22 protein-coding genes and 2 pseudogenes are annotated in these 23,215 nt (G+C 62.4%); 16 read left to right on the forward strand and 8 right to left on the reverse strand.

Annotated elements, in window-relative coordinates:
- The 5 genes and pseudogenes from X735_RS01605 to X735_RS137365 all read left to right on the forward strand — a co-directional run.
- A pseudogene (locus X735_RS01605) lies at positions 1–406 on the forward strand (DDE-type integrase/transposase/recombinase); the annotation flags it as partial.
- Positions 407–576: 170 nt separating this feature from the next.
- Complete coding sequence (locus X735_RS137380; protein WP_023814103.1) at positions 577–798, forward strand: hypothetical protein; 222 nt, start codon at positions 577–579, stop codon at positions 796–798.
- A 238-nt stretch (positions 799–1,036) separates the two neighbouring features.
- Entirely contained in the window at positions 1,037–1,825 is a 789-nt protein-coding gene (locus tag X735_RS137375) for a GGDEF domain-containing protein (RefSeq protein ID WP_023814104.1), read from the forward strand.
- Positions 1,826–2,121: 296 nt separating this feature from the next.
- On the forward strand, positions 2,122–3,084 hold the full coding sequence (locus X735_RS137370; RefSeq protein WP_023814105.1) for a glycosyltransferase family 4 protein: 963 nt from the start codon (positions 2,122–2,124) through the stop codon (positions 3,082–3,084).
- 148 nt (positions 3,085–3,232) lie between these two features.
- The gene (locus X735_RS137365) at positions 3,233–4,459 is read left to right on the forward strand and encodes an anion transporter (protein WP_031213887.1); all 1,227 of its coding nucleotides are present in this window, start codon (positions 3,233–3,235) and stop codon (positions 4,457–4,459) included.
- On the opposite strand, the gene X735_RS137360 is transcribed toward X735_RS137365, so the two are convergent.
- Entirely contained in the window at positions 4,456–5,043 is a 588-nt protein-coding gene (locus tag X735_RS137360) for a TetR/AcrR family transcriptional regulator (protein WP_023814107.1), read from the reverse strand. The two genes, X735_RS137365 and X735_RS137360, sit on opposite strands and share 4 nt — an antisense overlap.
- 87 nt (positions 5,044–5,130) lie before the next feature.
- On the opposite strand from X735_RS137360, the gene X735_RS0135335 reads away from it, so the two are divergent.
- The 4 genes and pseudogenes from X735_RS0135335 (at position 5,131) to X735_RS137350 (ending at position 9,611) form a co-directional block, all read left to right on the forward strand.
- On the forward strand, positions 5,131–6,054 hold the full coding sequence (locus tag X735_RS0135335; RefSeq protein ID WP_050592763.1) for a crotonase/enoyl-CoA hydratase family protein: 924 nt from the start codon (positions 5,131–5,133) through the stop codon (positions 6,052–6,054).
- Between the two features lie 131 nt (positions 6,055–6,185).
- Positions 6,186–7,508: an aminotransferase class I/II-fold pyridoxal phosphate-dependent enzyme gene (locus X735_RS137355; RefSeq protein ID WP_031213889.1), complete on the forward strand. Its 1,323-nt coding sequence runs from the start codon at positions 6,186–6,188 to the stop codon at positions 7,506–7,508.
- A gap of 58 nt (positions 7,509–7,566) precedes the next feature.
- Positions 7,567–8,672, forward strand: a pseudogene (locus tag X735_RS01570) (branched-chain amino acid ABC transporter substrate-binding protein).
- An 84-nt stretch (positions 8,673–8,756) separates the two neighbouring features.
- On the forward strand, positions 8,757–9,611 hold the full coding sequence (locus X735_RS137350; RefSeq protein WP_023814111.1) for a LysR substrate-binding domain-containing protein: 855 nt from the start codon (positions 8,757–8,759) through the stop codon (positions 9,609–9,611).
- Positions 9,612–9,678: 67 nt separating this feature from the next.
- On the opposite strand, the gene X735_RS137345 is transcribed toward X735_RS137350, so the two are convergent.
- The 5 genes from X735_RS137345 to X735_RS137325 all read right to left on the reverse strand — a co-directional run bounded on the left by X735_RS137345 (position 9,679) and on the right by X735_RS137325 (position 13,918).
- Positions 9,679–9,987, reverse strand: coding sequence for a cupredoxin family copper-binding protein (locus X735_RS137345; RefSeq protein WP_023814112.1), 309 nt, complete (start codon positions 9,985–9,987; stop codon positions 9,679–9,681).
- An 11-nt stretch (positions 9,988–9,998) separates the two neighbouring features.
- The gene (locus tag X735_RS137340; RefSeq protein WP_023814113.1) at positions 9,999–10,523 is read right to left on the reverse strand and encodes a DUF4142 domain-containing protein; all 525 of its coding nucleotides are present in this window, start codon (positions 10,521–10,523) and stop codon (positions 9,999–10,001) included.
- A gap of 117 nt (positions 10,524–10,640) precedes the next feature.
- Positions 10,641–11,315 carry an RNA polymerase sigma factor gene (locus X735_RS137335; protein ID WP_023814114.1) on the reverse strand — a complete coding sequence of 225 codons (675 nt, stop codon included), beginning with the start codon at positions 11,313–11,315 and terminating at the stop codon, positions 10,641–10,643.
- Between the two features lie 130 nt (positions 11,316–11,445).
- Entirely contained in the window at positions 11,446–12,507 is a 1,062-nt protein-coding gene (locus X735_RS137330; RefSeq protein WP_023814115.1) for an HPP family protein, read from the reverse strand.
- Positions 12,508–12,739: 232 nt separating this feature from the next.
- Positions 12,740–13,918 carry a cystathionine beta-lyase gene (locus X735_RS137325; RefSeq protein ID WP_023814116.1) on the reverse strand — a complete coding sequence of 393 codons (1,179 nt, stop codon included), beginning with the start codon at positions 13,916–13,918 and terminating at the stop codon, positions 12,740–12,742.
- A gap of 515 nt (positions 13,919–14,433) precedes the next feature.
- Here X735_RS137325 and X735_RS137320 point away from each other — a divergent pair.
- The 7 genes from X735_RS137320 to X735_RS137290 all read left to right on the forward strand — a co-directional run bounded on the left by X735_RS137320 (position 14,434) and on the right by X735_RS137290 (position 21,412).
- Positions 14,434–15,069, forward strand: coding sequence for a DUF1326 domain-containing protein (locus tag X735_RS137320; RefSeq protein ID WP_023814117.1), 636 nt, complete (start codon positions 14,434–14,436; stop codon positions 15,067–15,069).
- Positions 15,070–15,078: 9 nt separating this feature from the next.
- On the forward strand, positions 15,079–15,924 hold the full coding sequence (locus tag X735_RS137315) for a DUF2182 domain-containing protein (protein WP_023814118.1): 846 nt from the start codon (positions 15,079–15,081) through the stop codon (positions 15,922–15,924).
- Positions 15,925–16,364: 440 nt separating this feature from the next.
- Positions 16,365–17,393 carry an amino acid ABC transporter substrate-binding protein gene (locus X735_RS137310; RefSeq protein WP_023814120.1) on the forward strand — a complete coding sequence of 343 codons (1,029 nt, stop codon included), beginning with the start codon at positions 16,365–16,367 and terminating at the stop codon, positions 17,391–17,393.
- A 63-nt stretch (positions 17,394–17,456) separates the two neighbouring features.
- Positions 17,457–18,644, forward strand: coding sequence for an amino acid ABC transporter permease (locus tag X735_RS137305; RefSeq protein WP_023814121.1), 1,188 nt, complete (start codon positions 17,457–17,459; stop codon positions 18,642–18,644).
- 9 nt (positions 18,645–18,653) lie between these two features.
- Positions 18,654–19,811, forward strand: a complete 1,158-nt coding sequence (locus tag X735_RS137300; protein WP_027037850.1) for an amino acid ABC transporter permease — start codon at positions 18,654–18,656, stop codon at positions 19,809–19,811.
- 26 nt (positions 19,812–19,837) lie between these two features.
- A complete protein-coding gene (locus X735_RS137295) occupies positions 19,838–20,641 on the forward strand; it encodes an amino acid ABC transporter ATP-binding protein (protein ID WP_013532420.1) in 804 nt (267 codons plus the stop codon).
- A 102-nt stretch (positions 20,642–20,743) separates the two neighbouring features.
- Positions 20,744–21,412 (forward strand): TIGR02117 family protein, encoded by a 669-nt coding sequence (locus tag X735_RS137290; protein WP_031213893.1) that lies wholly within the window; start codon positions 20,744–20,746, stop codon positions 21,410–21,412.
- Positions 21,413–21,640: 228 nt separating this feature from the next.
- Here X735_RS137290 and X735_RS137285 read toward each other — a convergent pair whose 3' ends face one another.
- Both X735_RS137285 and X735_RS137280 read right to left on the reverse strand, forming a co-directional pair.
- Complete coding sequence (locus tag X735_RS137285) at positions 21,641–22,882, reverse strand: FAD-dependent monooxygenase (protein ID WP_023814124.1); 1,242 nt, start codon at positions 22,880–22,882, stop codon at positions 21,641–21,643.
- Between the two features lie 19 nt (positions 22,883–22,901).
- A complete protein-coding gene (locus tag X735_RS137280) occupies positions 22,902–23,147 on the reverse strand; it encodes a zinc-finger domain-containing protein (protein WP_023814125.1) in 246 nt (81 codons plus the stop codon).
- Between the last annotated feature and the right edge of the window lie 68 nt (positions 23,148–23,215).

A 23,215-nucleotide genomic window follows, 5' to 3' on the forward strand; every position in this document is an offset into this window, starting at 1 on the left:
AGTTCAACGCTGACAGCGCCAACCATAAATGGGTGACCGATGTGACGGAGTTCAACCTGGCGGGCGACAAGCTCTATCTCTCACCGGTCATGGACCTTTATAATGGCGAGATCATCGCCTTCGAGACCGCAAGGCGACCGCTCTTCAAGCTGGTGGAAAATATGCTCGCAAGAGCGCTGGACCGGCTCGACCAAACCCAACGGCCCACCCTACACTCCGATCAGGGATGGCAGTATCAGACGCCTGCCTACCAGCGCAGGCTCCAGGCACGAGGCATTGCCCNAGCCTCAAGGCCAGCATCGAGGATTACATCCACTACTACAATCATGATCGCATCAAACTGAAACTGAAAGGGCTTAGCCCTGTGCAATACAGAACCCAGCCCTTAAATCTGCCGCCACCTTAAACCGTCCAACTTTAAGGGGTCAGTTCAGTCGGCTGGGGCCAGCGTATTATTTCGTTACTCTGCCTTTTCGGAACCTTCCCGCGCACGGCGCGTTCGGCCCGCTGTATTCGCGGACCCTCATATAAAAGTGGACAGGCGGGAGGCAAACAAGGGTGGGGAGGAGTGTTGCCATGTCGAAGCGAGAAATAGGCATATCTTCGGCTCTGGATCGGCGCATCGCCGACCTCAAGGCCAGGATGCAGGACGCCCGGATCACGGAATATGAAATGAAGACCTTTCAAAAAGTGGCTTCAGCCATGGGAGGCGACGGAGGCTCCCTGCGCCTCGATGCCGACGACCTGATCGCGGCATCCTTTGTCGTCGATGCGCTGAGTGAGCCGACGCTCAACTGACGACGAGCGGTCTGGCTTCGCGCGCCGTTTTGCCCTTGCTCGGCCGGCAATTGGCCCACGCCTTCAAGCTCTGAAACAGGATGGCTGCTTTCCAGCGGCCGTCTTGTGGCGTCTGTCGCAAGTCATCGACAGGGCCGGCGGGTTGGTTCCGCCGCCCGATATCGAATTGGAGGGAAAGTCTTATCAATTTGTTGGGGTTGGTGCGTCATAGTAGCGACGGCTAACGGAGTTGAACGCGATGAAGCTCGATCTGTCGCCGACGAGCTGGGGCAGGGTGATCGCTGTCACGGCAGTCGGTACGGCATTCTTCATTGCCGTGGCGTTCTTCGTCGATTCCTTCAATTTTCCCTATCTTTCGCCCGAGGCCGTGTGGCGGGCGCAGATGACCGACCTGATGCTGCCTTTGGTGCTGGGCGGCTCCTTTTTGTTTTTCCTGATGTGGAAGATTCGCCAGCTGGCCATCGCGCAGCGCGACCTCAGCGTCATCGCCGCGACCGACAGCCTGACGGCGGTGCTGAACCGTGGCGCTTTCTCGATGCTGGTCGAAGCTTATCTCGAGCAGACCCGAAAGCAGGAACAGACCCGTTCGGGCGCGCTGCTGATCATCGACGCCGACCACTTCAAGTCCATCAATGACCGTCTGGGTCATGATTGCGGCGATCAGGCACTCAAACTGATAGCGCAGGCGATCAAGGGGCAACTTCGTGGGGGCGATATCGTCGGCCGCATCGGTGGCGAAGAATTCGGCGTGTTTTTGCCCGGCGTGGATCCCTCGCAATCCTGGGTGGTTGCCGAAAGCATCCGCCGGCGTATCAGGGAGATGGAATTCTCACCCGGCGGCAGGCCTTGTCCGCTTTCCGTCAGCATCGGCGGCACAAGCTTTACCGGCCCGATCACCTATGAGGAAATCTTCTCCGCTGCCGACAAAAGGCTTTACACGGCCAAGTCGAACGGACGCGATCAAGTCAGCTTCGATCCGGCCGGAACGTCTCCGGCGCCTGCGCCCGGGGTCGCCACCGTGCATTGACGGCATAAATTTGCTGATGGCTGATCGGGAAGCTCTCGAAATCGACGCAGGCCGCTTTCTCGACGCTTCGATGCTTACAGTCATATGCCGGGGTTCCGATCTTTATGGATAGCATGCCGGCTCGATAGGCCATGGACTGCAACCGCTTACCGGTATACTCCCCCCGCGTTGGCGATGTTTCGTTGTCGGCAGAAACGGTTCTCACTCCTGAGTTTCCAAGGGTTACGGCCGACGTGCGATCATGATTTTTGACGCCGGCGAACAATGGCGGAAACGGTCAGGTAAGCACAGCTATTATGATCCATTTGTTCAACGGCTTTCAGGATCCTTTCGGTGGCAGTGACCTCAAGACCTTGGAACTCTATCGGCTGTTGAGCGCCGATTCGGACGTGCGCCTTTGGGCTGCGTCATCGCGGGCTTCAGATGAATTAATGCGGCAATTCCCGATACGTCGTATTTCCCCGCTTACGCGAAAAGTTCCGGATGGCGGCACTTACGTTTTTCTCGGAGCGCATTGGCGCAACAAGGTGTGGCCTTACCTGATCCCGCGGCCGCGCCGGCTGATCTACGACTTCAACACCCTTCATCCGAAGGTTCTCAACCTCACCACGCGCATGCCTCGGAGCTTGGGATGGCCCACCGCCGAGATAGTGCTTGTTTCCGACTTTCAGAAGCGATTGCTCCAAATCGACGGCACGGTGCACCCCTCTCCGATCGAGATCGAACGTTTTTCACCACGGCGTCTGGATTCGGATCGTCCGTTCACCGTCGGACGCTTGAGCCGCGATGGGCCGGGCAAACATCATCCCGATGACATACCCCTTTACGAGACATTGCTGGCCGAAGGTACAGCCTTGCGGATTCAGGGAGGGACAGGGCTCAAGGGCAGCCTCATGCCGCATCCGCAACTCGAGCTGTTGCCACCCGGCCAATTTATCGCCGAAGAGTTTCTGCAGACGCTCGACGTGTTTTATTATCGCACCGGTTGGCATGTCGAAACCTTCGGTCGCGTCGTGTTCGAGGCGATGGCCTGCGGCTTGCCCGTGGTCTGCCATTCATATGGAGGCTATTCCGACCATATCAGGCATGGCGAAAACGGTTTTCTGTTCGAAACGACGCAACAGGCGGCACGGATCCTGGCCGATCTCAAAGCCGATCCGGCGCTGCGGGCGGCAGTGGGCCTCAAGGCCCGGCAGACCGTCGAGCAGCTGTTTTCGCCGCAGGCACTGCGACAAAGGCTGGATTTCTATCTGCGTTAGCGGCACGTCATCCCTTGGCGGTGCTTGACGCAACAACATGCCTGGCTGTCTGTCGTCGATCTCGACATCGCGCTAAAGCAGGCACGCAAATCAGACCATTGGGGCTGACAGGCAGCGGCGCGCCACAGACTGGGCAGGACTTCTATCGATGACATTGATGGGCGCGGCGGCACTGCTGATCCTGATCCTGACTTACGCCGGTGTTGCCATCGGCCGCATCCCCGGCCTGCGCCTCGACCGGGCGGGGATCGCGCTTCTCGGCGGGGCCGCGATGATCGCCATCGGCGCGCTCAGCATGGAGGATGCCTACCGGGCGATCAATTTCGACACCATCACGCTTCTGCTCGGCATGATGATCGTGGTGGCGCATCTGAAAGTGTCGGGCGCCTTTCGCGGCCTTGGCGCCATCGCCATCGAGCACGCGCACGCGCCCTTCATGCTTTTGGTGATGGTGACGCTGCTGACCGGCGTGTTGTCCGCCTTCCTGGTCAACGACGCCATCTGCCTCGTCATGGCGCCGATCGTCGTCCACGTCACCCGCATCATCAAGCGCAACCCGATCCCCTATCTGATCGCCACCGCCACCGCGTCGAATTGCGGCAGCGTCGCCACCATCACCGGCAATCCGCAAAACATGGTCATCGGCGCGCTGTCGGGTATTTCCTATCCGGCCTTTTCGGCAGCGCTGGCTCCGGTCGCCCTTTTCGGCCTCGTGGCGGTCGTTGTCATCATTCGCATCGTCTACCGGGCCGAATTCGCCCGAACGGTCCAACTGACGCCCGAAGTCTCGCTTGGCCGCATGCACAAGGGGCAGGTGCTGAAGGCGGTGGTGGTCTGCATCGGGCTGGCAATCGCCTTCTTCGCCGGCGTGCCTGTCGCCAAGGCCGCACTCATCGGCGGCGCCATCCTCTTGCTCACCCGCGCCATCAAGCCCGAACGCATCTACCGCGAGATCGACGGTCCGCTGCTGTTCATGTTCGCCGGTCTGTTCGTTGTGGTCGCCGGCGCCGAAAAGACGCTTCTTTCGCCCGACATGATCGCTTCGGCCAAGAACCTCGGGCTGGGCGACGTCTGGCGCCTGTCCGGTTTCACCGCGGTGCTTTCCAACATCATGAGCAATGTCCCGGCCGTACTGGCGCTTCGGCCCTTCATACCGGGCCTCGAAAACCCCGAGCGTGCCTGGCTGGTCGTCGCCATGAGCTCGACACTGGCCGGCAATTTCACGCTGCTGGGTTCGGTCGCCAATCTGATCGTCGCCGAACAGGCACGAGCCGCCGGCACGACGCTGTCGTTCGGCGCTTTTTTCAAGGTCGGCTTGCCGCTGACGCTGATAACGCTGGCCGCCGGCACGGCATGGCTGGCGTTTGGGTTCTAGAGCTGGCTGCCTGAAATCCGCGCCCGCACAAGCGTTGCCGCGGCGCGGCCGGCGGCCTCGATGTAATCGGGGTTGCGGTGGATCAGCATGATCGAAAAGCAGCCGTCGATCAAAAGCACGATCTCGCGTGCCAAGGCGGGCGGCTCGCCGACGCCATGGTCCGACAAGGCGCCGGCCAGCCATGTTTCGAAATTCAGCTTGTGCCGCGCGCCGACCTTGACCGCCGGATGTCCGGGCATCGAGGCGAGTTCGGCGGCCGTGCGCAGGAAGCCGCATCCTTTCCATTTCGGGTGACGAGCGGACCTCGCCAGATTGGTGAAGATCGCCTCGACTTTGCGATCCGCGCCGCCTTCGGCAGCATCGAACCAGCCAGCCATCCGCTTCAGATTGGGTTGGTCACGGCCATCGAGATAGGCGGCGATGAGGTCGTCCTTGCTCTTGAAATGGTAATAGAGCGTGCGCTTGGTGAGACCCGCTTCCTCGGCGACGGCATCGACGCTGACGCGACCGATTCCTTCGGCATAGAAGAGCCTGGTCGCGGCATCGACAATGCGTTTGCGGGTAGGACTTTGCGTGTCAGGCATGAGCTTAGGTATACCGACTAGTGAATATACACAAGCGGAAAGAGGCATAGTCTTCCGGTCATCAGCATGATGAAGAAGGAAGAGCCAATGACCGATCTTGTCCTTAACGAAACCCGGGATGGGATTGCCATCCTCACCCTCAACCGGCCGGAGAAGCTGAACGCGTTGAACTATGCCCTGATCGATCGCCTGCTTGCGATCCTCGACGACATTGACGTCGATGACAGCGTCCGCGCAATCATTCTGACCGGAGCAGGGGAGCGGGCGTTTTCGGCCGGCGGCGACATTCCTGAGTTCTCGGCCAGCGTGGCGGTCGGCGTCGATGTCGCGATGCGTGATTTCGTCATGCGCGGGCAACGGCTGACGGCAAGGCTGGAAGCGTTTCGCAAACCCGTCATCGCTGCCGTCAACGGCATTGCCTTTGGTGGCGGTTGCGAAATCACCGAGGCGGTGCCGCTCGCCATCGCCAGCGACCGCGCTTTGTTCGCCAAGCCGGAAATCAGCCTTGCAATGCCCCCGACCTTTGGCGGAACCCAACGCTTGCCCAGGCTTGCCGGGCGCAAGCGGGCGCTCGAACTGCTGTTGACCGGCGACTGGTTTGCGCCGCCGCGGGCGCTTGAGCTGGGTCTCGTCAACGAGGTTGTGCCGCATGCCGAGTTGATGCCGGCCGCGATCGGCCTGGCCAGGCGTATCCTGCGGCACTCCGATCTGGCGATCGCCAGCATCCTCACGGCAGTGACGCGCGGCCTCAACCAGAGCATCGCCGAAGGCTTGGCTGTCGAGGCCGAGCAGTTCGCCCGCATGGCCCCGACCGCTGATCTGCGCGAAGGGCTGGATGCCTGGATCGCACGCCGCGAGCCGGGCTATGACGACTCGTGGACGCACATCACCCGGCCGGATGAAGCCAGGCGAGCGTCGCTGGAGCAGGACCGGCTTGCGGAACAGGACCAAGGCGCTGTCGTCGCCGGCACATGGCCTTCGATGTCTGGATGGAAGCGACCCTCAAAATAGGGCGGGGAGAGTAGACCTAGTTTTTCTAAGCCTAGGCGCTAGAACTACTCGCTTGCGCCATGCCGACCGACGGCTCCACCTTAGGCTCCATTCACAGCCGTATTGTCCGCCGGTTGGCAAAGGAGGCATCGATGGTCGCTCTCGCTCGCAGGCCCTGGGTTCCATCGCATTGCGACGAGTTTGCCCAGCAGTTGGCGCAGAAGACGAGCACTCAGAAGACCGATGCCGTCATGGCGGCAGTCAACAGGGGCATCGAGCTGAACCGTTCGATCCACGAGGCCGACTGCATCAACCTCAACCCGGCGACCAATGTGATGAACCCGAAGGCCGAAGCCGCACTCGCTTCCGGCCTGGGGTCGCGCCCGTCGCTTGGCTACCCCGGCGACAAATATGAGATGGGATTGGAGGGTGTCGAGCAGATCGAGGTGATCGCGGCCGAGCTGGCGGCCGACGTTTTCGGCGCCAGCTATGCCGAGATCCGGGTACCTTCCGGCGCGATCGCCAATCTCTATGCGTTCATGGTTGCAGCCAGGCCGGGCGACAGCGTCATTGTCCCGTCGCCGGCGATCGGAGGCCATGTAACCCATCATATGGCCGGCTGCGCCGGGCTCTACGGGCTCGATATCCACACCGCTCCAGTCGATGCCGACAGCTACACCGTTGACGTCGGCAAATTGCGCGACCTGGCCAGATCAATAAGGCCGAAGATGATAACGATCGGCAGCAGCCTCAACCTGCTGCCCCATCCCATTCGTGAGATACGGGAGATCGCCGACGAGGTCGGTGCGCTTGTTCTCTTCGATGCGGCCCATCTGTGCGGCATGATTGCCGGAGACGCGTGGCAACAGCCCTTGCAGGAAGGGGCTCATCTGATGACGATGAGCACCTACAAAAGTCTCGGCGGTCCGGCGTCCGGGCTGATCGTCACCAACGATGCGGTCGTTGCCGAAAAGCTCGACAGGATCGCATTTCCAGGCATGACCGCCAACTTCGATGCCGCCAAGTCGGCTGCCTTGGCGATCACACTTCTAGACTGGAAAGACCACGGCAAGGCCTACGCCGCGACGATGGCGCGGACCGCAAAGGCGTTGGCCGAAAGCCTTGCCGATCGCGGCCTGCCGGTTTTTTCGACCGGCAAGGGCTACACGACATCGCATCAGTTCGCCCTCGAGGCAGCCGAGTTTGGCGGCGGCCAGGCGGCGGCAAGGAAATTGCGGCTGGCCAACATCCTGACCTGCGGCATCGGCTTGCCCATAGACGCTGTCGACGGCGACATGAACGGGTTGCGCCTGGGTACGCCCGAGATCGTCCGCTGGGGCATGACCGAAGACGACATGCCGGCACTCGCGGCTCTCATCGCCAGAGGACTGCGCGGCAATGACGCCAGCGAACAAGTCGCGGCAGATGTCACGGCATTCCGGCGCCGGTTCAACAAGCTTCACTTTGTGAACTGACGCCTGAAGCGGCGGGAAAAGCCCGCCTTTCTCTAAAAAACAGGGGAATAAAATGCGCATGATCGTGCAGATGATGACTGCTGCCCTTATGACTGCGGCTGTTGGTGCGGCCAGGGCTGATATTGTGTTCGGCGTCGCCGGCCCGATGTCGGGGCCGAACGCCGCCTATGGAGAACAGTACCGCGTCGGTGTCGAGATCGGGTTGAACGCATCAACGCCAATGGCGGCGTTCTTGGACAAAAGCTTGCCGTGTCGATCGGTGACGATGTCTCCGACCCGAAGCAGGGCGTTTCGGTCGCCAACAAATTCGTCGCTGATGGCGTTCACTACGTTGTCGGGCACTATAATTCCGGCGTCACCATTCCCGCTTCCGAGGTCTATGCCGAGAATGGCGTTCTGTTCGTGACGCCGACTGCCACCAACCCGATGGTGACGGAGCGCGGCCTGTGGAATGCCTTCAGGGCGTGCGGGCGCGATGATCAGCAAGGCTCCATCGCCGCCAAATTAGTTCTCGACCGTTTCAAGGACAAGAAGATAGCGATTGTCGACGACAAGTCGACGGCGGGCAAAGGCCTCGCCGACGAAATGGCCAAGGCCTATAACGCCGGCGGCGGCAAGGAGGTTCTCCATGAGGAGGTCAACCCGGGCGAGAAGGACTACAGCCCTCTCGTCACAAGGATCAAGCAATCGGGCGCCGACCTCGTCTACTATGGCGGTCAGCACACGGAGGCTGGACTGATTGTGCGCCAGATGCACGATCAGGGCGTCACCGCGATCCTGATGGGCGGTGACGGCATCTCCAACAGCGAATTCGGCGCCATCGGCGGTGATGGTGCTGTTGGAACCCTGATGACGTCGTTCCCCGACCCGGCAACGTTTGCAGAAGCCAAGGATGCCGTCGCCGATCTGAGGGCCAAAAACGTGCCCACCGAAGCAGTGACCCTCTACGCCTACGCGGCAACGCAGATTCTTGCCGAGGCTATCGCCAAAGCCAAGGCCGACGATCCAAAGGCCGTTTCCGATTATCTTCATTCCGGCGCCGGTATCTCGACGGTGCTCGGTTCGATCTCCTATGACGACAAGGGGGATATCAAGCAGCCCGGGTTCGTCGTATTTGAGTGGCAGAAGGTCGACGGCAAGCTGACCCCGGTCGCCCTCAAGTAGAAACACCGCGTCGGCGGCCGGTCACCGGCCGCCGACGCCATCCGGAAACGTCGGACGATGGCCGTAAATCCGCCGCGACCTCGAATGCCGCCTCTCAACACCTTGCGCGCCTTTGAAGCTGCCGCTCGCCAGGAGAGCTTTGCCAAGGCCGCCGATGAACTTGGCGTTACCCCGGCGGCCGTATCGTATCAGGTCAAGGCGCTGGAGGCGTGGCTGGGCTCGTCGCTGTTCGTGCGCCATGCCCAGGGGCTGCATCTGACCGAGGCTGGGCGCGCGGCGCTGCCGGCCTTCTCCACGGCGTTCGACTCCATGGGCCTTGCCGTCCAGGAACTGCGCATCTGGGCGCCAAGGCCGCAGGTGAGCATTGCCGCGCTGCCGTCGATTGCCCAGCTGTGGCTGGCTCCGTGTCTGCCGGCGCTTCGCGCTGCGCTTCCCGCCCTTCGCCCGTCCATCCATGCGCTGGAGGAGCCGCCGGATTTCAGGCGTGAACCCTTTGACCTCGCAATCTTCTTGACCAGGCACGCACCAGGGGGCAGCCGCGCGTTCAAGCTCTGCGACGACGTGATCTTTCCGGTCTGCGCGCCGGCGCTCGCCAGGCAGCTGAAAACGCCGGCTGATCTGTCATCGCAGCTTCTGCTTTGGGACACGACCTGGACCGGCGACTGGAGCCTGTGGTTCGAGGCTGCCGGGCTGAAAGGTCCGTCGATCGAGTCCGGTTCCGAATTCTCGCTCTACAGCATGGCGCTGCAGGCGGCCGTCGACGGCGCCGGCGTTCTGATGGGGCATGAGGCTCTGGTCGCGCGCGCTATCGCCGCCGGTTCGCTCGTGGCGCCGTTCCCGCAGCGCGTTCCGACCGGCCTCAGCCTCTCTATCCTGGCGCCGGACCGCCCGCCCGCCCAGGCAGCGCAGATGATCGAGTGGCTGCTTGCACAGGGCTGAGCGATCCGGGACTGACGCTTGGAACAACCGGCGGCAAAGCGATCGCTTCGCCGCCGGTTCCAAACCATCATGGCGTCACGTCGAGACGGCCTTTCATGTTGGGGTGAAAGCGGCAGAAATAGTCGACCGGTCCCGCGGCCTTCAATGTCAGGCTTGCGGATTTCTTCGGCGGGATCATCACTTCCCAGCCGCCTTTCACGGTGGCCGTGTGGGCGAACACATCCTTGTTCACCCACTCGATCGTGTCGCCGACCTTGGCCTCGACGGTGGCTGGCGAGAACACCAGCCTGTCGATGATGACCTGGATGGTTTCTGCTCGCGCCGGAACGGTACCGACGGCCAGCGCCAACGCAATCCACAGATGGCGTTTCGGCATGCTCCGGGCCCTTACTTGAGCATGCCGGCGACGTGCTCGGCGTGCTGCTCATGGCCCTGGAAAATCTTCAGGCCGGTTTCCAGCAGGCTCTTCAGTTCGGCATTCTGCGCCGACGGGATCAAAAGGGTTTCGAGCGCGCCGTTGACCTGCTTGTGGTAGGCGACCTCATTGTCGACATAGGCCTTGTCGAAGGCAGCGCCGTCGAGTTTGGCAAGCTTGGCCCGCTCCTCCGCCGCAGCTTTGGTCAGCGCCTGGCTGGTGGCGTTGTCTTCCGGCGTGACCTTGAGCTTCTTCACCAGGTCGAGCGCCTGAACATTTACAGCCTCGTGATCCCGGACCATGTCCTTGGCGAAATCGACAACCTCCTTGTTCTTCGATTTCTCGATCGCCAGCTTGGCCGCTTCGACGTCGATGACCCCGGCCGTGTAGGCGATGTGGGCGATCTGCGGATCGGTTGGCTTGTCGGCGGCTTGTGCGAATGGGGCAGTGCCAAGCAGCAACAGGGCGGCGAGCGCGGCAGTGTGTCGGATAGACATGGCATCTCCTTCGTCCGGACGCTGAAATCGCGCCGGACTGTGTTTTTCGGTTGACGTTCATTGGATGCTGGTCAGCGGCAAACGTTCCCGCTGAAATGAACTGAAATCCGGTGAGGGTCAGCTTTCCAGCCCGAGCCGCCGCATCACGGCGCTGGTCAGTCGTTCGCAACGCCGGCCCGCGAAGGGGAAGGCATCGAGCAGCACCGGTCCGATCTGGTCGTCCAGCGCCTTGCGCACGAGGGCGCGCGCGCGGTGCAGCCTCGTCTTGACGGTTTGCGGCCGCACGCCGAGGAGATCGGCGGTCTCCTCGATGCTCAGCCCCTCGATCACCCGCGCCACGAACACCGTCCGGTAGACGTCGGGAAGGCTGTCGGTGGCCTGTTCGACCAGTTGGAGGATCTGCCTTTGCGCCATCGTCCGTTCCGGATCGTCGCTGGGGTTGAGAGGGAACCGGATGATCTCGGCTTGCGGATTTTCCGGCAGTGCCACCGTTCTGCGCCTGTTGCGCAGGCGGCCAAGCGCCTCGTTGATGACGATGCGCGAGAGCCATGTGGCGAGCGAGGAGTCGCCGCGAAACGCATCGAGATGGGCGAAAGCCTTGACGTAGGCCTCCTGCACGATGTCCTCGGCCTCGCTGTCATTGCGCACGACGCCGCGCGCGATCCGGTAGAGCCGCTGATTGTGTGTCTTGATGATGGTGCGGAAGGCATCGCCGTCGCGCGCCAAGGCGCGGCGCACAAGCTGCATCTCGCCTGGCACAGCGGAAGGCACGGCCGTCAAGACAGCAGGCATGGCCAGTTTCCTCAACCCAATCTCCGGACCGGACCTCGATTGAGAGATTGGACGCTGTCGCCGGCAAAAGGTTCCCGAAGACTTTTCGCGGGGCCTGGCGGCGGTACCCTACCGCGCGAGTGAAGGCTTGTCAGGCAGCCTGCAGGCGCGCCGTGGCCGCCAACAGATCGGTCTGGGTGATCAGCCCGAGAATCCGTTTGTCGTCGTCGACGATGATGACCGCATGGCTGCGGCCGTCGGTGAGCACCGGCAGCAGACCCATGGCGGCAAAACCTGCGGCGGCTGTTGCCGCGGGTGATATGACGGATCCGACTGTCCCGGAGGCCTGGGTGAGTTCGCGCAACCCCACGGTGCCTGCCAGCCTGGCTTCCGCATTGACGACCGGCAGGGTCCGGATGTTGTGGTCAAGCAGCAATTGGCGCGCTGCCTCGGTGGAGGTGTGAGTATCGACCGAGATCACATCGCGCGACATGATGTCCTCGCACAGAAGCGTCTTGTGCGCGCGCACCATCGCCTGCAATTCGACCTGCCGCAGCAGCCGGTCGAGATCGTTGCGATCGATATCGAACGTCTCGTCAAGTGCGCCAAGCGCGGCATCGATGTCTTCGGACCGGAAGCCCACGCGCAGCTGCGCCGGCGGGTCGCCGGTGCCGTGGCTGTTCGCCGGCGCTGCAACCGGTACATGCGGATAATTGCGCCGGGCCAGCCTGTGGAAGCCGTAGCCGAGCGCCACCAGCAGGATCGAGTTCAGCGCCACCGGCACGAATGGAAACAGGAAGCCGGCGCTGATGACGGCAGGCCCTCCCAGCACCGCGGTCAGCGCGGCCGCTCCGCCCGGCGGATGCAGGCAGCGCGTGAACGACATGGCGGCGATGGCCAGTGCCACCGCGATGCCGCTGGCAAGCGCGGTTTCGTGGATGAAATGCGCCACGATCACGCCGACGAGTGCCGATATCGTGTTGCCGCCGATGATCGACCATGGCTGTGCCAGCGGACTGGCGGGCACGGCGAACAGGAGCACCGCCGACGCCCCCATCGGCGCCACCAGCAGCGGAACGTGCGGGCCGTTGCCGAGCACAAGGCTGGCGATCACACCGGTGAGTGCAATGCCGATCGTCGCGCCGATACAGGCGACGAGACGCTCGCGCAGCGTCGCGCCGGCAAGAATGGGAACAAAAAGGCGGAAAGCCATGGGGTCGAAAACTCTGCCGGTATTCCAGGGGAAGTCCAAAATGTGCTGATTGCACCGCAATGACGTGGCATCGCTGAATTTGAAAGCCAAACTGATCCGCGAAATCGCAATTTTAGGGAATAGAATTCCGCTAGTGCATGTCGCCCAAATGTGACCTCGGTTTTGGGAGAACGACATGCGCAAAAACAAAACCTGAAGCGGGTCGCCTGAAAATCTTCAGGCGCGACACGCTTTAGGCCGCCGCTGCGGCGGTCAGGCCGCGCGAAATATCGGCCTTCAGGTCGTCGACATCCTCGAGGCCGATCTGCAGGCGGATCAACGGACCCTCATAGGGGGCTTTTGCAACAACGCGGTCGCCGAGCCAGACCGGCACGGCAAGGCTCTCATAGCCGCCCCAGGAATAACCGAGGCCGAAGATCCGCAGCGCGTCGAGGAAGGCGTGCTGCTGCTTCTGGCCGCCACCGGCAAGAACGATGGAAAAGATGCCGCTCGAGCCGGAAAAGTCGCGCTTCCACAGAGCGTGATCCGGATGGCTGGGCAGGGCCGGGTGGAGCACGCGCGCCACGCCCTTCTGGCCCTCGAGCCAGGAGGCGATCGCAAGCGTACTGCGCTGATGGTGTTCGAGGCGCACGCCCATGCTGCGCAGGCCACGCAGCACCTGGTAGACGTCGTCGGGCCCGGCGCAACAGCCAAGCGTGCAGAAGCTTTCGTAGAGGTGCGTCCAGCAACTCTCATTGGCCGACACCGTGCCAAGCAGCACGTCGGAATGGCCGGCCGGGTATTTGGTCGCCGCATGGATAGATATGTCGACACCGTGGTCGAGCGGGCGGAAATAGAGTGGCGTCGCCCAGGTGTTGTCCATCATGACGATGGCGCCCGCGGCGTGCGCCGCCTTGACGATGGCCGGGATGTCCTGCACCTCGAACGTGTTGGAGGCCGGCGATTCCGTGAACACCACCTTGGTGTTGGGCTTGATCAACGCCGCGATGCCGGCGCCGACATCGGGGGCGTAATACTCGACCTCGACGCCCAGCCGCTTCAGCATCGTGTCGGCGAAATTGCGCGTCGGATGATAGACGGTATCGACGATCAGCAGATGGTCGCCGGCCGAGACGAAGGCGAGCAGCGGCACCGTCACCGCCGCAAGGCCCGACGGCACCAGGATCGTGCCTGCCGAGCCTTCCAGCGCGTCTATGGCATGGGCAAGCGCATCGGTCGTCGGTGTGCCGCGCGTGCCGTAAGTGTATTTCTGGGTTCGCGCCGCCATCGAAGCCGCGTCGCGGAAAAGCACGGTCGAAGCATGCACCACCGGCGGATTGACGAAGCCGAAATAGTCGTGCGGATTGTTGCCCGAATGGGCAAGCCGCGTGTTGATGCCCATCCCGCCGTGCTCGCTGCCGTCTTTCGCCATTCTGCGTCGCCTTGTTTGATAAGCCGCTAGCCATAGTGCGGCGCTATGGACCGTGCAACAGCCACCGCCCGCCAGGAGGCGGACTTCGAATATGCCAATTCGTCGCGGCAAAAACAGCGATGCGGGGACGGAGTATTAAACGAAAAACCCGCCTGTGCGGCGGGTTATCGGCGCAAATCAGCACCATGGACGAATATGTACCATAGCTGAGGGCAGGGAGTCAAGAAAAAATTCCTATCAAGAAAAGCGACAGGCACAAAAGTTACCGGCACAAAAAAGCTGCTGCCGCCGCCGAACTGGTTGTCGTCAGGTCTTTTGTTGACCTGCGTTCGGAGCCCTTGTCCCCGCCGATCGGTCTATTGTGGGCGGCGGCGAATGGTATATGATCGTCGGCTAATATTAATCGCCGGATTGCTTCGATCAGATGCTGCCGGATGGTTGCTGCCGGTTGACTTCTGGTCCTCCACGATCCGGATCGCGCTCACGAAGCGTGAGCGCGGCAAGGGAGGAATGCCATGCCGGACGTCAAATGGGCCATGAAGGCGAGCGAATTCATCAACTGCAACTGCGCCTATGGCTGCCCGTGCCAGTTCAACGCCATGCCGACATACGGATTCTGCCAGGCGGTCGCCGGCATGGAAATCGAGAGCGGCCATCACGGCGACACCAAGCTCGACGGGCTGCGGTTCGTCGGGATTTTCAGCTGGCCCGGCGCCATACACCAGGGCGGGGGTGAAGCCGCGGTGGTCATCGACGAGAGGGCGACGGAAGCCCAACGTGGCGCGCTGCTTCGCATATTGGGCGGTCTGGACACCGAGCCAGGTGCAACGATATTTCAGGTCTTTTCGACCACGCTGGAGAAATTCCACGATCCGATCTTCGCGCCGATCGAATTCAAGATCGACGTCGACGCGCGAACCAGTCAGCTGCATGTCGAGGGTATAACCGACGGTCGCGGCGAGCCGATCCGGAATCCGGTCACCGGCGCCGCGCACCAGGCGCGCATCGACTTGCCGCACGGCTTCGAATACGCGATCGCCGAGGTCGGGCGCGGCTGGACCAAGGCGACGGGCCCGATCAAGTTCGAGCTGGCCGATACGCACAGCCATTTCGCCAATCTGCATCTCACGCAGAGCGGCATCGTGCATTGACCTGATCCAATGGGCGATACGGCCCTCGAGGCGGTGCTGAGGCGCGATCGCGCGGTCGTGACGGCCGCGCTCGTCGTGATTGCCGTGCTCGCCTGGGCCTATGTGCTGTGGCTCGCCGCCACCATGGTCATGCCCGGCTCCCCTTTGCCGGATGGCGAAGGCGGCGACATGGCCGGCATGGATATGGGCGGCATGGATATGGGCGCCGCCATGGCGCCCGGCTTCCGGGCCTGGGCGATGGGCGATTTCGCTTTCACCTTCACGATGTGGGCAGTGATGATGGTTGGCATGATGACGCCTTCGGTCGCGCCGATGTTGCTGCTCTATGCCGGTGTCGGGCGCAAGGCGCGGGCGGATGGCCGGCCCATCGCTTCGACGGGATGGTTTTTTGCCGGCTATCTCGCCGTCTGGGTCGTCTTCAGCCTCCTGGCGACGGGTGCGCAATGGCTTCTCGCCCGTCTAGCCTTGCTCGATCCCTCGATGGCGACCGTCAGCGCGATCCTCGGCGGCCTCGTCCTGATCGCCGCCGGTCTCTATCAATGGACGCCGATGAAGGGCGTCTGCCTGCGCCAATGTCAGGCACCGATCGCGTTCCTGGCCAGCCATGGCGGATTCCGTTCCGCTCCGCTCGGCGCGCTTCGGCTCGGCATGGATCACGGCGCTTATTGCCTGGGGTGTTGCTGGGCGCTGATGGCTCTGTTGTTCGTCGGTGGCGTCATGAACGTGCTGTGGATCGCCGGCATCGCCATCCTTGTTCTGTTGGAGAAGACGGTGCCGACCGGCCAGCTGATTCCGCGCGTTTTAGGCGCGTTGATGGCCGCCATCGGGACCTGGATCGTCTTTCAAGCCTTTTGAGCAGTCTTCGTCGGCGGTCTGTATTGGTATGCAGCCGTCAGTAAATCGTCAGATGACAATCTTGGAACCTGGTAGTTCGTCGCACGGGGAGGTCAACAACGACGAGGTATTGCCCGGGATGGATTTCGCTGCCGCGGCCCGTATTGGCCCGGCGTTGGCGTTGCATGAGATTTGCCGCCTTTATTAGCCCTGCTGGCTAAATCGCGGGCGTGTTTGTCTGTAAATCGGGCATTTGCGGCAATCGGTTTTCAAACTCTTTGGGTTTCGGTCATTTCCCTTGACCTCACAGGAATTATCGCCTTCGATGACATTTGTGAACGGGAGGCGGCGCGTCGGTTACGATGCGGGGTTCCGGGATGGGCCGGGATGGGAGCCGCGTTCACACGGGAGAAAAAAATCAGGATTTACTCCTGAAAAACAGAGAAAAGGGTCTGTGGGTCATGAAACATATTGCTATCGGCATTCTAGGCGCCGCCACGCTTGGATTGATGGCGTCCGCCGCGTCGGCGGCCACGCTCGACACCGTCAAGGCGAAGGGCTTCATCCAGTGCGGCGTCTCCACTGGCCTGGCCGGCTTTTCGGCGCCGGACGACAAGGGTGACTGGCAAGGCATCGATGCGGATTTCTGCCGCGCTGTCGCGGCCGCCGTCTTTGGTGACGGCTCCAAGGTCAAGTTCACGCCGCTCAGCGCCAAGGAGCGGTTCACCGCGCTGCAGTCGGGCGAGATCGACATCCTGTCGCGCAACACCACCTGGACCATCAACCGCGATACGGCACTCGGCCTGAATTTCATCGGCGTCACCTACTATGACGGCCAGGGTTTCATGATCAACGCCAAGAAGCTGCCGGGCGTCAATTCGGCATTGCAGCTTTCGGGCGCCGCTGTCTGCGTGCAGAGCGGCACCACCACCGAGCTGAACCTCGCCGACTACTTCAAGGCCAACAAGATGGAGTACAATCCCGTCGTCTTCGAAAAGCTGGAAGAGGTCAACGCCGCCTATGATGCCGGCCGCTGCGACGTCTACACCACCGATCAGTCGGGCCTCTATGGCATCCGCCTGACGCTGGGAGCGCCGGCCGACCATGTCGTGCTGCCCGAGATCATCTCCAAGGAGCCGCTCGGACCGGCCGTTCGCCAGGGCGACGACCAGTGGTACCACATCGTCAAGTGGACCTATTTCGCGCTGCTGCAGGCTGAAGAGCTCGGCATCACCAAGGCCAATGTCGATGAGATGAAGAACTCGGCCAGCCCCGAGATCAAGCGCGTGCTCGGCCAGGAAGCCGATACCAAGATCGGTACCGATCTCGGCGTCTCCAATGACTGGGTGGTCAACATCGTCAAGGCCGTCGGCAATTATGGCGAGATGTTCGAGCGCAATGTCGGCTCGGGCAGCCCGCTGAAGATCGCGCGCGGCATCAACGCGCTGTGGACCAAGGGCGGCTTGCAATACGCGCCGCCGATCCGCTGATCGAAATGTGATCCGGGAGGCAGATCATCTGCCTCCCGGTTTCTCTTTCCAGGGGACGGTCGAATGGCATCGCAGGACGTACTTCGCGAGGAGCCCAGCCGCGGTTCCTTCATCAACGATCCGAAAATCCGGGGCATATTCTTCCAGGTGCTGGTCGTCGTGCTGCTGGTGGCGGGCGTCTGGTGGATTGCCCACAACGTCATCGACAACCTGACGCGGCTGCGCATCGCTTCAGGCTTCGGCTTCCTCAAGGGCCGCGCCGGCTTCGACATCAGCGAGAGCGCGATCGCCTATTCGTCGGATTCGACCTATGGCCGCGCCATTCTGGTCGGCCTCCTCAACACGCTCATCGTCGCCATCGTCGGCATCATCACCGCGACAATCATCGGCTTCGTCATCGGCATCGGCCGGCTCTCGCAGAACTGGCTGATCCGGAAGATCTGCACCGTCTATGTCGAGGTCTTCCGCAACATCCCGCCGCTGCTGGTCATCTTCTTCTGGTATTCCGGCGTGCTGGCCGTGCTGCCGGCACCACGCGACAGCTACAACCTGCCGTTCGGCTCCTTCCTCAACCAGCGCGGCTTCTATTTTCCACGCGCTGTCTGGGGCGACGGCTCCTGGCTGATCTTCGTCGCCTTGCTCGTCGGCATCGCCATGGCGTGGTTCGTCGCGCGCAAGGCGCGGCAACGGCAGATGGCGACCGGCCAGCAATTCCCGGTGTTTTGGACATCCGCGGCGCTGATCGTCGGGCTGCCGCTGCTCGCCTATGCGCTGAGCGGCTTTCCCCTGAGTTTCGACTACCCGAAGCAGTCGACTTTCAACCTGACCGGCGGCTTCCAGGTCCGGCCGGAGTTCCTGTCGCTTTATCTGGCGCTGTCCTGCTATACCGCCGCCTTCATCGCCGAGATCGTGCGCGCCGGCATCAGGGGTGTCAGCGCGGGCCAGACGGAAGCTGCCGCTGCGTTGGGGTTGCGGTCCGGATCGATCCTGCGGCTGGTCGTCGTGCCGCAGGCCATGCGCATCGTCATTCCGCCGCTGACCAGCCAGTATCTCAACCTGACCAAGAACTCGTCGCTGGCCATCGCCATCGGCTATCCGGACCTGACGGCGACCGCCGGGACAGTGCTGAATCAGACCGGCCAGGCCGTCGAGGGCGTGGTGATCATGATGGTGATCTATCTCGCCATCAGCCTCCTGACCTCGCTTGTGATGAACTGGTTCAACGCCAAGATGGCGCTGGTGGAGAGGTGAGGTAAGGACATGCAAGAACATGATATGTCCTGGGTGCGCACCGAAATGGTGCTGGCGCAGCCGGCGCCGGCCGGCGTCACCGGTCTCGGTGCGTGGGTGCGCAAGAACCTGATCGCTTCCACCGGCGACACCATTTTGACAATCGTCGGCATCGCCCTGGTGGCGATGATCCTGCCGCAAATCATCAATTGGGCGTTCATCAACGCCGTGTGGACGGGACCGGACCGGACCGTATGCGCCACGGTGGCGCAAGGCGGCATCCAGCCGGATGGCTGGACCGGCGCCTGCTGGGCTTTCGTCAACGCCAAGTTCGGCCAGTTCATGCTCGGCCGCTATCCCATCGAGGAGCGCTGGCGGCCGATCCTGGTCGCCATCCTGTTCGTGGCGCTGCTGGTGCCGATGCTGATCCCGAAGGTACCGCGCAAAGGGCTGAATGCGGTTCTGCTGTTTTTCGTGCTGCCGATCGTCGCCTTCGTCCTGCTGGTCGGCGGCATGTTCGGCCTGCCGCATGTCGAGACCTCGCTTTGGGGCGGGCTCTTGGTGACGCTCAGCCTGTCCTTCGTCGGCATTGCCGTGTCGCTGCCGCTCGGCATCGTGCTGGCGCTCGGCCGCCGTTCCAAGATGCCGATCATCAAGACGCTGTGCGTCGTCTTTATCGAGACGGTGCGCGGCATCCCGCTGATCACCGTGCTGTTCTTCGCCAGCGTCATGCTGCCGCTGTTCCTGCCGGAGGGTGTCTCTTTCGACAAGTTCCTGCGCGCGCTGATCGGCGTGTCGCTTTTTGCCGCCGCCTATATGGCCGAAGTGGTGCGCGGCGGCCTGCAGGCGATTCCCAAGGGCCAGTATGAAGGTGCCGATTCGCTCGGTCTCGGCTATTGGCAGAAAATGTATTTCATCGTCATGCCGCAGGCGCTGAAACTGGTCATTCCGGGCATCGTCAACACCTTCATCGGCATGTTCAAGGACACCAGTCTGGTCATCATCATTTCGATGTTCGACCTGCTCGGCATCGTCAAACAGAATTTTTCCGATGCAAACTGGGCAACCGCGCAGACGGCGAGGTCCGGCCTGATCTTCGCGGCCTTCGTCTTCTGGCTGTTCTGCTTCGGCATGTCGCGCTATTCAATGTACACCGAACGCCGGCTCGACACCGGCCACAAACGTTAAACAAAAGAACAAGGGGACCCCCTGTCATGGCCACCGAAAATGCCGTCAGCGCCGAAGAGATCAAGGTCAACGCCGCCAAGATGCAGATTTCCACCACCGATGTCGCCATCGACATCATCGCCATGCACAAATGGTATGGCGAGTTCCATGTGCTGAAGGACATCAACCTGAAAGTGATGCGCGGCGAGCGCATCGTCATCTGCGGCCCCTCCGGCTCCGGCAAATCGACGATGATCCGCTGCATCAACCGTCTGGAGGAGCACCAGAAGGGCAAGATCATTGTCGATGGCAAGGAATTGACCAACGATCTCAAGAAGATCGACGAGGTGCGCCGCGAGGTCGGCATGGTGTTCCAGCACTTCAATCTGTTCCCGCATCTGACCATCCTGGAGAACTGCACGCTGGCGCCGATCTGGGTGCGCAAGACGCCGAAGAAGCAGGCCGAGGAAATCGCCATGCATTTCCTCAAGCGCGTCAAGATTCCGGAACAGGCCAACAAATATCCCGGCCAGCTTTCCGGCGGCCAGCAGCAGCGTGTGGCGATTGCCCGTTCGCTGTGCATGAACCCGCGCATCATGCTGTTCGATGAGCCGACCTCGGCGCTCGATCCGGAGATGATCAAGGAAGTGCTTGAGACCATGGTTGGCCTGGCCGAGGAAGGCATGACCATGCTGTGCGTCACTCACGAGATGGGTTTTGCCCGCAAGGTCGCTAACCGGGTGATCTTCATGGACCAGGGCCAGATCGTCGAGCAGAACACGCCGGCCGAGTTCTTCGACCACCCGCGCCACGAGCGCACGAAGCTGTTCCTGTCGCAGATCCTGCACTAGGCCTCGACGGCCACGAAGAGCCCGGCTGAAACACTGCCGGGCTCTTTTGCGTATGGGATAACAGGCGTGTCGCGCTGGAGCGCTTTTGCAGGGCCGCCTTTCATGAAAAGACTGGGACGTTTTCTAGGCCTTCTGTTGCTTGTCGTCGCACTCGCCGTGACGACGGGCACCCTCGTGCCGCGGCCGCTGTGGCCCGCGGCCGCCGCCATGCCCGCTACGACGCGCCATATCCTGGTGCTGAACAATCCGATCCACACCGATATCGCCATCCCGATCGACGACGCCGTGCGCCGGCGTTTCCATTTCCTGGTCGACGCGGGCATACCGGCCGACAGGCCGGAGGTCCGCTACATCGTCTTCGGCTGGGGCGGCCGCGCCTTCTACCTGGAGACGCCGACATGGTCCGAGCTGAAGGCGGTGCCGGTGATGAAGGCACTGACACTCGACGCGTCGGTCATGCATGTCGATGTCGCCGGTGACATCGTCGAACCGCGCCCTGATATCGCGGGGTTCGACATCACCGAGGATCGGTTCACGGCGTTGCTCGATTTCATCGATGCGAGTTTCCAGCGGGGACCGGAAGGCCCGATCCTCGTTCCGGACGCAGCCTATTCGAGGTTCGACGGCTTCTACGAAGCCAATGGCCATTTCAACGCACTGGTCGGCTGCAACACCTGGACGGCGGCCGCCTTGCGCACCGCCGGCCTGCGCACCGGCTGGTGGAACCCGCTGCCTGCATCGCTCGGGCTGTCGATGAGCTTGTACAATTAGCGTGGGCATTCCGCGAATTGGCAAGCATCGCGTTCCTTCACACCCCCCTCTGTCCTGCCGGACATCTCCCCCGCATGGGGGGAGATTGGCAGTTGCGACGCCTCACTTCCCTTCGCGACGTCGGTGATGGGCGAAAGCAGTGGTGACGGCTGATCTCCCCCCTTGCGGGGGAGATGTCCGGCAGGACAGAGGGGGGTGCTGTCCCACCAACCGATTGTGCTTGTACGCTCAGCGTCGAATGATCTTCTGAGCCTGCCACCCATAGAGCCAGTCCAGATCCGCCGCGAGTTTTTCCGACGAGCGCACCTTCAGGAACACATTGCGCGCAATCGCCACTGGACCCACGGCATGCCAGGCCAGCCGGTTGACAGCGCCGCGTCGGGCGACCTGCGCGACGCGCGGTCGCCGTGACTGCTCCCAGGTCGCAATTGCGGCCAGAGGATCGGCGGGGAAGTCGGCAATGATATCGGCAAGCGTCGCCGCATCCTCGATCGCCATCGCCGCACCTTGCGCCGCGAACGGGGTCATCGCATGCGCGGCATCGCCGATCAGCGCGATGCCGTTCGGCGTTGTCCAGGGCTGTCGCTGCTCAACAGTGTGGATCGGCCATGCGGTCCATGGGCCGGCCTGCTCGACCAGGCGGGCAAGTTCTGCCGCGGTGCCGCGCAGGGCTCGGGTCAGGATCCCGGCGTCGGCGTTGCCGGACCAGCCCTCGGCTATGCGGTCGCCCCTGGTGAAGGCCGCGAGATTGAAGGCCGCACCCTTGCTGACGGGATAGGCAACCATATGGAAGCCGGGATGCAGGAAGGTGGTGACGCAGTCCCTGGCGCCGATGGCGGCAAAGCTCTGACCGGCGGCGCTCTCGGCCGCGACGGTGGCGCGCCAGGCCAGTTCGCCGGAGAAATGGTTTCTTGGCGAAGCCGGCCCCTTGGCCGAATCGACAAGTGCGCGCACCGACGACCAGACGCCATCGGCCCCAACCAGCAGGAAGCCCTCCGCCTCGACGGTTTTGCCACCGATCTCGGCCGTCGCGGTGATGCCGTGCGGGCCGGTGTCAACGCCGCCCATGCGGGCGCCGGTGGTGAGATGGATATCCGGCATCTCGGCAGCGCGCGCGGTCAGTGCGCGCTGCAGATCGGCCCTGTGCGCGACGAGATAAGGTGCCTGCCAGCGCGTTTCGGCGGCTTGCCCCAGCGGCACGCGCGCCAGTTCGCGCAAGGTCGCGGCCTCCTTCAACACCACGGCTTCCGGCCGCACCGCCGCCGGCAGCAGCCGGTCGAGTACGCCAAGCTGGCGAAGGATGCGGGTCGCGTTGGGAGAAAGCTGAATGCCGGCGCCGGCAGCTTCCAGGCGCTGCGCCTGTTCGAACACCCGAACAGGGTAGCCGCGTTCGGCGAATGCAAGGGCTGCGGTCAATCCGGCGACACCCGCCCCGGCGATGACAATTTGCCGGGAGCGCGTGTCGGTCATCGGGCTGGTCGCGAAAGACTCAGGCGGCCTGATCGATGTAGATGCAGCCGGCCGGCAGCGTTTCGGTTGCCTTCAGCTTCGGCGAATAGCGGTAGAGCGTCGAGCAATAGGGACAGACTTTTTCGTTGTCGTCGCCCATGTCCAGAAACACATGCGGGTGGTCGAAAGGCGGATTGGCGCCCGTGCACATGAATTCCTTCACGCCGATGTCGATTGCCTGATAGCCCGCATCGTTCTGAAAATGGGGAATGGAACCGCCTGCCATCGTCGTCTCCTTAACGCAGTCTCGTCTGCATCTGGATCATATCAGGCCTCTTTGCAAGTTCGATGAAA

The sequence above is a fragment of the Mesorhizobium sp. L2C084A000 genome, from assembly GCF_000502875.1.
Taxonomy (GTDB): Bacteria; Pseudomonadota; Alphaproteobacteria; order Rhizobiales; family Rhizobiaceae; genus Mesorhizobium.

Excerpts from the sequence above, each read along its gene's own strand:
- X735_RS137380 (WP_023814103.1), top strand. The coding sequence starts at position 577 with ATGTCGAAGCGAGAAATAGGCATATCTTCGGCTCTGGATCGGCGCATC.
- X735_RS137280 (WP_023814125.1), bottom strand. The coding sequence starts at position 23,147 with ATGGCAGGCGGTTCCATTCCCCATTTTCAGAACGATGCGGGCTATCAG.
- X735_RS137375 (WP_023814104.1), top strand. The coding sequence starts at position 1,037 with ATGAAGCTCGATCTGTCGCCGACGAGCTGGGGCAGGGTGATCGCTGTC.
- X735_RS137320 (WP_023814117.1), top strand. The coding sequence starts at position 14,434 with ATGCCGGACGTCAAATGGGCCATGAAGGCGAGCGAATTCATCAACTGC.
- X735_RS137315 (WP_023814118.1), top strand. The coding sequence starts at position 15,079 with ATGGGCGATACGGCCCTCGAGGCGGTGCTGAGGCGCGATCGCGCGGTC.
- X735_RS137345 (WP_023814112.1), bottom strand. The coding sequence starts at position 9,987 with ATGCCGAAACGCCATCTGTGGATTGCGTTGGCGCTGGCCGTCGGTACC.
- X735_RS137340 (WP_023814113.1), bottom strand. The coding sequence starts at position 10,523 with ATGTCTATCCGACACACTGCCGCGCTCGCCGCCCTGTTGCTGCTTGGC.
- X735_RS0135335 (WP_050592763.1), top strand. The coding sequence starts at position 5,131 with ATGACCGATCTTGTCCTTAACGAAACCCGGGATGGGATTGCCATCCTC.
- X735_RS137290 (WP_031213893.1), top strand. The coding sequence starts at position 20,744 with ATGAAAAGACTGGGACGTTTTCTAGGCCTTCTGTTGCTTGTCGTCGCA.
- X735_RS137335 (WP_023814114.1), bottom strand. The coding sequence starts at position 11,315 with ATGCCTGCTGTCTTGACGGCCGTGCCTTCCGCTGTGCCAGGCGAGATG.
- X735_RS137365 (WP_031213887.1), top strand. The coding sequence starts at position 3,233 with ATGACATTGATGGGCGCGGCGGCACTGCTGATCCTGATCCTGACTTAC.
- X735_RS137325 (WP_023814116.1), bottom strand. The coding sequence starts at position 13,918 with ATGGCGAAAGACGGCAGCGAGCACGGCGGGATGGGCATCAACACGCGG.
- X735_RS137310 (WP_023814120.1), top strand. The coding sequence starts at position 16,365 with ATGAAACATATTGCTATCGGCATTCTAGGCGCCGCCACGCTTGGATTG.
- X735_RS137355 (WP_031213889.1), top strand. The coding sequence starts at position 6,186 with ATGGTCGCTCTCGCTCGCAGGCCCTGGGTTCCATCGCATTGCGACGAG.
- X735_RS137370 (WP_023814105.1), top strand. The coding sequence starts at position 2,122 with ATGATCCATTTGTTCAACGGCTTTCAGGATCCTTTCGGTGGCAGTGAC.
- X735_RS137295 (WP_013532420.1), top strand. The coding sequence starts at position 19,838 with ATGGCCACCGAAAATGCCGTCAGCGCCGAAGAGATCAAGGTCAACGCC.
- X735_RS137330 (WP_023814115.1), bottom strand. The coding sequence starts at position 12,507 with ATGGCTTTCCGCCTTTTTGTTCCCATTCTTGCCGGCGCGACGCTGCGC.
- X735_RS137300 (WP_027037850.1), top strand. The coding sequence starts at position 18,654 with ATGCAAGAACATGATATGTCCTGGGTGCGCACCGAAATGGTGCTGGCG.
- X735_RS137360 (WP_023814107.1), bottom strand. The coding sequence starts at position 5,043 with ATGCCTGACACGCAAAGTCCTACCCGCAAACGCATTGTCGATGCCGCG.
- X735_RS137305 (WP_023814121.1), top strand. The coding sequence starts at position 17,457 with ATGGCATCGCAGGACGTACTTCGCGAGGAGCCCAGCCGCGGTTCCTTC.
- X735_RS137285 (WP_023814124.1), bottom strand. The coding sequence starts at position 22,882 with ATGACCGACACGCGCTCCCGGCAAATTGTCATCGCCGGGGCGGGTGTC.
- X735_RS137350 (WP_023814111.1), top strand. The coding sequence starts at position 8,757 with ATGCCGCCTCTCAACACCTTGCGCGCCTTTGAAGCTGCCGCTCGCCAG.